Raw genomic sequence first — 9787 nt, 5'->3', positions numbered from 1 at the left:
TTCAATGTGAAGGGCGGCCGCTGTGAAGCCTGCCGCGGCGATGGCATCATCAAAATCGAAATGCATTTCCTTCCGGATGTCTATGTTCCATGTGAAGTCTGTCATGGAAAACGGTATAACCGGGAAACGCTTGAAGTGAAATATAAAGGGAAAAACATTTCTGACATCCTCGATATGACAGTGGAGGAAGGCGTCAGCTTCTTTGAAAATATCCCGAAAATCAAACGGAAGCTCCAAACGATATTTGATGTGGGCTTGGGATATATTAAGCTTGGACAGCCAGCCACGACATTATCAGGCGGTGAAGCGCAAAGGGTGAAGCTTGCTTCTGAATTGCATCGCCGTTCGACCGGACGCTCCTTCTATATCCTGGATGAACCGACTACCGGGCTCCATGTCCATGACATTGCAAGGCTGCTTGAGGTGCTGCAGCGCCTGGTTGACAACGGTGATACCGTTTTAGTGATTGAGCATAACCTTGATGTCATCAAAACGGCGGACCATATCATTGACCTGGGACCGGAAGGCGGGGACAAGGGCGGAACGATTGTCACCTATGGTACACCTGAGAAAATATGTGAGGTTTCCGAATCATACACGGGCAAATATTTAAAGCCAGTATTGACGCGTGACCAAATCCGCATGGAAAACTTGATCGAGGCAAAAGAACAAGAGCATGAACATGCATGAAAGGGAGCGAGCCATCAGGCTTGCTCCCCTTTTGTTTTGGGAAGAACCGGCCCAAGATCAACCTCGCCATGATCTTCGCGTTTTCCTGCAGGCTACCTGTTATTTTGTAGAAAAATGAAAGTCAGCATTTAATCAATCATTTGATTAAATGCTGGGAAAGCGGAATATTTCCGGGGGAATATCATGTTTTCCGTTTCGGAAAATGTCAGTTCACTTTGTCGAATGATGGTAAAAACAGTATTTATGAAACTTTTTAGATATCTAGGCGTATGTATGAATAAAATGATAGAAGAAAGTGAGGAATGTTCATGCAGGAGGAAAGAAAGAAGATTCTAGAAATGATTCAGGATGGAAAGCTATCCGCGGACGAAGCCATGGGCCTATTGGAAGAATTGGAGAAAGCCAGTCAGGAAAGTGAAGCAAAAGGGCAGGTACTGCAAAATGAATTATCGACTGTAGTCGTGGAAAAGAAAAGTGAAGGAAGCACTCAGGATACATTCAAGAAGAATATCCAGTCATCGAAAGATAAGATTCTTGATTTCGTTGAGAGTGCTTTTAAGAAAATCAAAGATACCGACCTTGATTTCAACTTCGGCAAATCAGTGGAAGTCAGCCATATTTTTCAGCATGATTATGATTTCCTGAACGAAGTGGATGTGGATATAGCAAATGGAAGAATAAAAATCGCGACTTGGGATCAGCAGGATGTCCGGGTTGAATGTCAGGCAAAGGTATACCGGGTGGAAGATATCGAGGCTGCGAGAAAAAGTTTCCTGGATGAAGTGGATTTTTCGATTCAGGATGGAAAGATCACATTCAAGGTCAGCGAAAAAGCGGTGAAGGTCGATACGATCATGTATATCCCCAGGAGGGAGTATGAGGACATACAGGTAAGAATGTTCAATGGTGCCATCACGACTGAGTCCTTGAAATCAGAGAACCTTAAAGCCAAAACCGCGAATGGAGCGATTCATATCCTGCAAGGTAATGGTGATTCGTGTGTACTGGAAACCGGTAACGGGACGATCACCATTTCAGATACGAACTTTACTGACCTGGAAGCGGAGACTTTAAACGGAGCGATTAAAGCTGATGGATACTTCAAGAAATTGGATGTCCAAACATTCAATGGCGATATCGTTTGTCATAATTCAGGAATGGATTGCGATTCCGTACATGCGAAGTCAGTTACTGGAAAGGTCCAGTTGAACCTGCCGCCGGGTAAGGCGATTGAAGGAGAGCTGAAATCTAATTTGGGCAGTTTTAACGTTACCCTGGAAGGGATGACCATCATCGAGGAGAAAAGTGATGTTGTCCAAAAGGTTCTTAAGTTCAAGACGGTCAAGGAAGAGGTTCCTTTGCTTCACGTATTTGCGGAAACAAAAACCGCAGCGATCACGGTTTCCTGATGAAAAAGCCCGCCAATTCGAATTGGCGGGCTTTTTAGATTGATCGGGACTTTGGGGATCAATTGAAATAAGGTTGCACCGTGCCGGACCGTTGGATATGATTGTCTAAAGGATAGTTGCCAGTGATAGTAAGGTGACCCCATCTTGCATCTTCAGGAGCAACTTAATATCTAAAAAGAGCCTGCGGACTTTAATCGATGCGGCAGGGCATATAGGTTTTTTTTAGAAAGGAGAGAAGGATATGGACGTTTTTTCTGAGTATTTGGATAGTATCGCTAACCCGGAACATAGGGAGCGAACGGAAGAGGTGCTGACTTGGGTAAGTGGGACATTCCCAAATTTAACCCCGAAGATTGCGTGGAATCAGCCTATGTTCACCGATCATGGCACATATATTATCGGCTTTAGCGTAGCCAAACATCATCTGGCGGTAGCCCCTGAAACGGCAGGGATCAATCATTTTTCCAATGATATTGTAGAGGCTGGCTATGATCATACAAAGCAGTTGGTACGTATCCGGTGGGATGGTCCGGTTGATTTTGCATTACTAGAGAAAATGATCGTGTTTAACATTATGGATAAGGCAGACTGTTCAACTTTTTGGCGGAAATGAAAAACCTCCTCGGTTCGGTTCTTTTAATCGTACCCAACCATATCTATTCATGTTATTAGGATACCCACACATTTCGTTCAGGCTTTTTTCAAAATGTGTGGCTCTTTTCTATTGTTGCATCGTTTTATTCAAACCGTATTCCAGACCGGCACTTGAACCATCCCGTACACTTGCGGGCCATGTTCGCTTCCCGCCAGACCAGGAAAGTTAAGTGAATCAAAAAAAACGTTAAATAAGATCATGCTTTGTTTGGTTATTAACAGAAAAATGCTAAAATAGTAAAAGTATCTCGAAAAACAGCATCGCTCCAGAAGGAGGAAAGATATATGGCAAAAGTCCGTACAAAGGATATCGTTGAAGCGTTGGGTCTAGAGCTCATCAGTGGGGAAGAAGGAATTAACCGACCGATCGTCACAAGTGATTTATCTCGTCCTGGTCTTGAAATAGCCGGTTTTTTTGATTATTATCCTGCCGATCGGGTTCAGCTTTTAGGGATGACGGAGATGTCCTTTTTTAATCGCCTGAATGAAGCGGATCGTGTACAGAGGATGGAAGAGCTATGCCGGGACTTTACTCCAGGCATCATCATCACCCGCGGTCAGGAAGTGCCGTTAGAGTTGATCGAAGCTTCTGAGCGGGAATCGGTTCCCGTAATGAAATCGAATATGAAGACAACGCGGTTATACAGCCGTCTGACCAATTTCCTTGAAAGCAAGTTGGCACCGACCACGGCCGTTCATGGTGTATTGGTCGATATATATGGCTTAGGTGTGTTGATTACCGGGAAAAGCGGTGTGGGGAAAAGTGAGACGGCCCTGGAATTAGTGAAACGGGGGCATCGCCTCGTCGCTGACGATTGTGTTGAAATCCGCCAGGAAGACCAGGATACATTGGTCGGGAACGCCCCGGATTTAATTGAACACCTTCTTGAAATAAGAGGCTTGGGAATCATCAATGTCATGACGCTGTTTGGAGCTGGCGCAGTCCGCAGCAATAAGAAGATTTCAATCGTCATCAGCTTGGAGCTATGGGAAAAAAACAAGCAATATGATCGTGTAGGCCTTGATGAAGAAAAAATGAAGATCATCGATACGGAAGTGACGAAAATAACCGTACCTGTTCGTCCAGGTCGAAATTTAGCCGTCATCATTGAAGTGGCAGCCATGAATTATCGCCTGAAGAAGATGGGGGTCAATGCGGCAGAACAATTTTCGGATCGCTTGAATCATGCGATTGCCGATCCGGAACTTGAAGAATTTTAAACGGTATGGAAAAGAGGGGTCATAATGGAACAAGGAATACAGCCGCTGAATCCGATTGCGATCGATCTTGGACCTATCCAGGTTCATTGGTATGGACTGATCATCGGGTTCGGGGTGTTATTGGGACTTATCATCGCTTTGAGGGAATCGGAGCGAAGAGGTCTTGATAAGGAAATCTTTACGGATTTGATTTTGTTTGCCGTCCCGGTCGCCATCATCTGTGCCCGCATTTATTATGTCATTTTCCAGTGGGAGTACTATTCACAAAACCCTGGGGATATCATAAAAATATGGAATGGCGGCATTGCCATTCACGGTGCGCTGATTGGATCGGTGCTGACCACTATCGTGTTTGCCAAGGTGAAGAAGGTCTCGTTTTGGAAGCTGGTCGATATTGCCGCTCCGAGCCTATTGCTGGGGCAGGCGATTGGACGCTGGGGTAATTTCATGAATCAAGAGGCCCATGGCGGGGAGGTAACGAGGTCCTTCCTGGAAAATATGCACTTGCCGGAATTCATCATTAATCAAATGTACATAAATGGTACGTATTATCACCCAACCTTTTTATATGAATCGCTTTGGAATATCATCGGGGTCATCATCCTTTTAAGTTTGCGAAAAGTGAACTTGCGCAGGGGCGAGCTCTTTTTGACCTATGTATTATGGTATTCAGTCGGCCGTTTTTTCATCGAAAGCTTGCGGACGGATAGCTTGATGCTGACGGAATCACTGCGAATCGCACAAGTGATCTCCATCGCATTGATAGCTGCAGCCTTAGCCCTTATCATTTATCGAAGGGTAAGCGGGAAAGCCGACAAAAGATATATGGATGCGTAGGGAACAACAGTAAGGGGAGAGGACATAGTGATAGGGAATTCGGTTAAAAAGGGGCTTCTTTCGGGCTTGAATACAACCTGGTCGTTGGGCAAGGTGATATTTCCGGTCACGCTGATCGTCACCGTGCTTCAATTTACGCCTGTATTGCCGTGGGTCATCCGGATGATAGCGCCCCTGATGAATCTCATCGGTCTTCCAGGGGACGCTGCGATACCGCTCGTATTAGGGAATTTCCTGAACTTATATGCTGCGATTGCCGGTATCCTGACGCTCGATCTGACCGTAAAAGAAGTATTCATCATCGCGATGATGCTATCATTTTCACATAATTTATTGATTGAATCAGGCGTGGCGATGAAAACCGGAGTCAAGCTGTGGATCATCCTGACAGTCCGGATCGGGCTTGCTCTCTTGTCAGCTATCGTCATTAACCTTGTTTGGCATGGCGGATCAGAAATGGCTCAAGGGATGGCCATCGGGGAAACGGCCGAGGTTAACGGAATGGGCGCAATCCTTATTCACGGTGTCGTTCAGGCACTTTCCGGCATCGCCCAGCTTGCGGTCATCGTGATTCCGCTTATGGTCGTGGTTCAAATCATGAAAGATTTAAAATGGCTGGAAGCCTTCTCGAAAGCACTCGCTCCGTTCATGAAAGTGCTGGGGATGAAGCAGAATGCTTCCATGCCATTCGTGACGGGGCTTACCCTCGGCTTGGCATATGGGGCAGGCGTAATGATCCAAGCAGCAAAAGAAGACAACGTCTCGAAGAAGGATATGACCATTGCCTTCATTTTTTTAGTGGCCTGTCATGCTGTCGTTGAAGACACATTAATTTTCATCCCACTGGGCATTCCGGTCTTGCCGTTGTTACTTATTCGGTTGCTCACCGCCATCGTTCTAACGATGGTCGTTGCGTATATTTGGAATCGGTCTGACAGTGTACAGAGAAAGGAAGCTGTATATGAGCAGTAACATAAATACATTATTATTCGATCTTGACGGCACTTTGATCAATACAAATGAGTTGATCATTGCATCTTTTACTGAAACGTTAAACCATTTTTGTCCCGGTCAGTTCAAGCGGGAGGATATCATTCCATTTATCGGTCCGACCTTGACCGATACGTTTACGTCGATTGACCCGGAGCGGGTGAAGGATATGATCGCTTTCTATCGCGAACATAACTGGAAGAACCATGATGCCCTCGTGACGCAGTTTGACGGAGTCTATGAAACCGTCCAAACGTTGAAGCAGGCTGGCTATAAATTGGCAGTCGTTACGACGAAGAAACGCGATGTCGTCGAAAAGGGACTGCGACTAAGCAATCTTGATCAGTTTTTTGAAGTCGTGGTCACGCTGGATGATGTGGAAAACGCAAAGCCTGATCCAGAGCCACTAGTAAAGGCGCTCAATCAGCTTGGCTCTGTTCCTGAAGAAGCGATCATGGTTGGCGACAGCTATCATGATATCCTGGGCGGGAAGAATGCAGGTACAAAAACGGCAGGCGTGGCCTGGTCGATTAAGGGCCGGGAGTATCTGGAGAGTCATCAACCGGATTATATGCTTGAAAATATGGCAGATCTCCTGAATATCGTCGAGATTGAAAACCTCACGGAGGCTAAAAGATGAGACGCACGACCCGCCATCCAGTTGAAGGGGCTAACTCATTGTGGCATGTGTACAAGACGGTTCCCTTCTGGAAGGTGGTAAAGAACTTTATCGTGATCCAGCTAGCCCGTTATACACCATTTCTAGGCATGAAGAATTGGCTTTACAGGACATTTTTGCAAATGAAGGTCGGAAAGCATACTTCGTTTGCCTTGATGGTCATGCCTGATGTGATGTTTCCGGAGAAAATATCAGTGGGGAAGAATACAGTCATTGGTTACAATACGACGATCCTTGCCCATGAATATTTAATTAGGGAATATCGTCTGGGAGAAGTGATTATTGGGGATGAAGTGCTCATTGGGGCCAATTCGACCATTCTTCCGGGCCTGACCATTGGTGATGGGGCGATTGTCTCTGCAGGAACTCTTGTCCATAAGGATGTCCCGGAGGGGGCTTTCGTCGGAGGCAATCCAATGAAGGTCATCTATACGAAAGAGGAAATGCTTGAGCGTGATCAGCTAACGTCCATATGAAAAAGGAGGACTTGTCCATTAATGCGGCACGTCCTTTTTTAATTGCATTTAGGGTACAGCGGAGTCAATTCGTTCTTCAGGTGATCCATGATCTCATCGATCGATGCATTTTCCTTGTTCACTGTCGATTCATAAGTATCTTTCAAAATTTGAAAAAACCTTTCTTGTTGCTCTTTGTCCATTTTGAGCTAACCCCCTTCAAAATAATGGATTGATGGAGAAGGGGCTGAAAAAACTTCAGCCCCTTCTTTCATTCATTCAATTCAGTTTTCAATAAATCGGCGACCAATACGTATCTTTCCGGTGCACTACCAATATATGAAAATGGGTAGCAGGTTGTTACTGTTAGTGTGGCTTTAGGCTTCGGAACGATTACGGTCCGGTCATCAGCATCGACGATACGGACCTTCCGAACTTTATAGGTAAACGTGCCGGCTTCCGTTTTGGTAATCAGCAAATCTCCTTTGCCGACTTCACCCAGCTCCCGGAAAATGGTATCCCGATGACCGGATAAAACCGAATTATCGTCTTCGCCGGGCAAAACCGACCCTGCATAATGGCCGACGCCCTTTTCGAGTTCATCCTCATCGGTTCCATGGTAAATCGGGAGCGTTGCCTTGATTTTTGGGATGTAAAGTTCTCCCATCAGATCCCCCGTTTCCGGCCGTTGCTCATATAGCTCATGATCAACGGGTACAGCAGCTTTTTTCTCGGGCTTTGAGGGCTTGGCCTGCGCCTGTGCCATTGTCTCCGTTGCTTCGGGCTTATTCCACTTATATATCGCATAACCCTTAAGCAGTGTGTAGGTGTTTGTCGTTGTAAAATAAAAACCGAGGATTAAAAAGCAAGCAGCGGTGACAAGTAACCATTTTTTCTTTTGCGTGGATTGCCTATTTTCGGTCATCTTACTTTGCAAGTCTCGCTTTTCTGATCAATCCGAAAGCAATGCCCATCATCACTAAGCCGATCAACGATCCCAATAGGTAATTGCCGGCTGTCTTAGGAAGCACTCCGCCTTTTACCGTTTTATGTGTCGGTCTCTTCTTTTTCTTTTCTTTTTTCACTTCATTTTTTTCTTTTACATCAGCCACTTTAGAAATGACTTGAGTGGACTGCTTAATGTCATTCCCGGTTTCCTTCACTAAATCAGAACCGATCATCTCACCGGTCAAGATGAAATCGAGCAATAGGTTGCCTTTTAAATCATAAATGGAAACTAGTAAACTGGCATTATTCAAATCTTTAAGTTTGAATAACGCTTCAAGTGATAGGTTCGTAGTGACGCCGTCCTGGATCAAGGCGAACTTGAATTGGACCTGAAGCAGGCTTTGCAAATCATTATAAATGGAAAGCAATTCTGCCACTTGCCCTGCCGATAATTGATCGATTGTTTCAAAATCAGCCAGCTTGTCCATTCGGTCGGATATCGCCATCAAGCGATCCTCGAATGTTGGATCCTCGACAAGTGGCATAAGGTGATTCATGAATCTTTCAAGCTCCTCGTCCGTAAGCCCGATCTCTGTAAAAAGTCCAGACAGTAAATCGTCCAGTTCTTCATCATCGTATTCCATGTCTTCGTCATCATAACCCATCTCTAAATCGATTATGTCTTCTATATCATAAATGAAATGGAAGGTATCGATGATGGAATCTCCTTCTTCCAATTCACCATACTCCATCAATAATTCCGTCAGTTCCGCTTCTGTCATGTCATAATCCTTCAATAACTGCTTCAATGTCTCAGGAGTGACTGTCGGTCCCAATGTATCGCGTAGCTCATCTACCGATTCCATCTCCTTCAAGGTCAAGTCATAATAGGCTAAGTAATCTTCCAATTCCTTTTGTGTCATTCTAACTTCCGCCAGGTATGCATTAAGCTCATCCTGGTTCATTTTCGTTGCAGCGAAGCCTTTAGCTCCGATTGAGCCTACCGAAAAAAGAACGATAAGTGCTACAAATAACGAAAAAAATCTCTTCAATTTCTTTTCCCCCCAATAATTTCTAGTAAAGCCAAACTCCTAACCATTATAAAACAGCTAAACCAAAAGGTATACATTAATAACAATGATTGACTGCAAATAGGAGGTTGGGAGTGGGTGGAAGGTCTGCTTTTTTCGCATGCGACTGCGAGGATCTTTAGGGTGATAGAAAGGGAAACGATAGCTTTTTCTTGACGGAAGGTTAGGGCAGCGTTAAACTATTAACAACTTCACCATATTACCATATTAGCGAACTAAAGTAATTTGTAAGATTATTATGATTATTTATAGGATTATGTTAATCTTTTTGCTACTATTTTTATATGGATCCAAAAATAAGGATTTAACTGTGCTTGATCTTGGAAGGATAAAAGGATGTACAAAGACAATGGAGGCAAGGATTGGTTTTGGCCAAAGAGGGCGAACCGATTGAATAGATGGTTACTAATTTTTAAAAAGGATGTGCAGTCGTGACAAAGCCGTTTATGTTCGAGAAACCGTTAGGCATGAGAGATACACTGCCAGTGCTATATGAGACGAAAGTGAAGGCCAGAAATGAAATGAGCGATGAAATCAAGAAGTGGGGCTATCAATTCATTGAAACCCCAGCATTGGAATATCATGAGACGATTGGCGAGGCCTCAGCCATTTTAGATCAACAGTTGTTTAAGCTTCTTGATTCCGAAGGCCATACGCTCGTTTTGCGGCCTGATATGACAGCACCCATTGCCCGGGTGGCGGCATCGAAGCTGTTAAAGCAGCAAATTCCGCTGCGCCTGGCCTATTCAGCGAATGTATATCGGGCCCAGCAGCGTGAAGGCGGCAGGCCGGCAGAATTCGAACAGATTGGCA

Annotated in this window: 11 protein-coding genes and 1 pseudogene; 9 read left to right on the top strand and 3 right to left on the bottom strand. The window is 44.9% G+C overall.

Annotated elements, in window-relative coordinates; genetic code table 11:
• The 8 genes and pseudogenes from CVN76_RS24845 to CVN76_RS24810 all read left to right on the top strand — a co-directional run.
• Window positions 1-690 (top strand): annotated as a pseudogene (locus CVN76_RS24845) (excinuclease ABC subunit UvrA); the annotation flags it as partial.
• A 308-nt stretch (window positions 691-998) separates the two neighbouring features.
• Window positions 999-2099: a DUF4097 family beta strand repeat-containing protein gene (locus CVN76_RS24840; protein ID WP_100533451.1), complete on the top strand. Its 1101-nt coding sequence runs from the start codon at window positions 999-1001 to the stop codon at window positions 2097-2099.
• Window positions 2100-2340: 241 nt separating this feature from the next.
• Window positions 2341-2712: an iron chaperone gene (locus tag CVN76_RS24835; RefSeq protein ID WP_100533450.1), complete on the top strand. Its 372-nt coding sequence runs from the start codon at window positions 2341-2343 to the stop codon at window positions 2710-2712.
• 326 nt (window positions 2713-3038) lie between these two features.
• Window positions 3039-3974, top strand: coding sequence for an HPr(Ser) kinase/phosphatase (hprK, locus tag CVN76_RS24830; RefSeq protein WP_100533449.1), 936 nt, complete (start codon window positions 3039-3041; stop codon window positions 3972-3974).
• 24 nt (window positions 3975-3998) lie between these two features.
• Window positions 3999-4811, top strand: coding sequence for a prolipoprotein diacylglyceryl transferase (gene lgt, locus CVN76_RS24825; protein ID WP_100533448.1), 813 nt, complete (start codon window positions 3999-4001; stop codon window positions 4809-4811).
• 27 nt (window positions 4812-4838) lie between these two features.
• Window positions 4839-5783 carry a nucleoside recognition domain-containing protein gene (locus CVN76_RS24820; RefSeq protein WP_100533447.1) on the top strand — a complete coding sequence of 315 codons (945 nt, stop codon included), beginning with the start codon at window positions 4839-4841 and terminating at the stop codon, window positions 5781-5783.
• Complete coding sequence (ppaX, locus tag CVN76_RS24815; protein ID WP_100533446.1) at window positions 5773-6441, top strand: pyrophosphatase PpaX; 669 nt, start codon at window positions 5773-5775, stop codon at window positions 6439-6441. The genes CVN76_RS24820 and ppaX overlap by 11 nt, the downstream gene beginning before the upstream one ends.
• Complete coding sequence (locus CVN76_RS24810; protein ID WP_061141174.1) at window positions 6438-6956, top strand: acyltransferase; 519 nt, start codon at window positions 6438-6440, stop codon at window positions 6954-6956. Before ppaX ends, CVN76_RS24810 begins: the two co-directional genes overlap by 4 nt.
• A 38-nt stretch (window positions 6957-6994) precedes the next feature.
• Here the strand turns inward: CVN76_RS24810 and CVN76_RS31255 are convergent, their stop codons facing one another.
• The 3 genes from CVN76_RS31255 to CVN76_RS24800 all read right to left on the bottom strand — a co-directional run bounded on the left by CVN76_RS31255 (window position 6995) and on the right by CVN76_RS24800 (window position 8935).
• Window positions 6995-7138 carry a hypothetical protein gene (locus CVN76_RS31255; RefSeq protein ID WP_157805792.1) on the bottom strand — a complete coding sequence of 48 codons (144 nt, stop codon included), beginning with the start codon at window positions 7136-7138 and terminating at the stop codon, window positions 6995-6997.
• Between the two features lie 68 nt (window positions 7139-7206).
• The gene (locus CVN76_RS24805) at window positions 7207-7872 is read right to left on the bottom strand and encodes a class D sortase (RefSeq protein ID WP_442857602.1); all 666 of its coding nucleotides are present in this window, start codon (window positions 7870-7872) and stop codon (window positions 7207-7209) included.
• Complete coding sequence (locus CVN76_RS24800) at window positions 7862-8935, bottom strand: processed acidic surface protein (RefSeq protein WP_100533445.1); 1074 nt, start codon at window positions 8933-8935, stop codon at window positions 7862-7864. The genes CVN76_RS24805 and CVN76_RS24800 overlap by 11 nt, the downstream gene beginning before the upstream one ends.
• A gap of 470 nt (window positions 8936-9405) precedes the next feature.
• Between CVN76_RS24800 and CVN76_RS24795 the strand changes: the two genes are divergently transcribed.
• On the top strand, window positions 9406-9787 hold a 382-nt coding region (locus CVN76_RS24795; protein ID WP_232732467.1), incomplete at its 3' end, for an ATP phosphoribosyltransferase regulatory subunit.

Source organism: Bacillus sp. mrc49 (assembly GCF_002803435.1).
Note: the sequence above shows the minus strand (reverse complement) of the source record. Positions and strands in the feature narration are given on the sequence as shown.

Bases quoted from the DNA above. Each gene is read 5' to 3' on its own strand.
- CVN76_RS24840 (WP_100533451.1), top strand. From the start codon at position 999: ATGCAGGAGGAAAGAAAGAAGATTCTAGAAATGATTCAGGATGGAAAG.
- CVN76_RS24835 (WP_100533450.1), top strand. From the start codon at position 2,341: ATGGACGTTTTTTCTGAGTATTTGGATAGTATCGCTAACCCGGAACAT.
- hprK (WP_100533449.1), top strand. From the start codon at position 3,039: ATGGCAAAAGTCCGTACAAAGGATATCGTTGAAGCGTTGGGTCTAGAG.
- lgt (WP_100533448.1), top strand. From the start codon at position 3,999: ATGGAACAAGGAATACAGCCGCTGAATCCGATTGCGATCGATCTTGGA.
- ppaX (WP_100533446.1), top strand. From the start codon at position 5,773: ATGAGCAGTAACATAAATACATTATTATTCGATCTTGACGGCACTTTG.
- CVN76_RS24810 (WP_061141174.1), top strand. From the start codon at position 6,438: ATGAGACGCACGACCCGCCATCCAGTTGAAGGGGCTAACTCATTGTGG.
- CVN76_RS31255 (WP_157805792.1), bottom strand. From the start codon at position 7,138: ATGGACAAAGAGCAACAAGAAAGGTTTTTTCAAATTTTGAAAGATACT.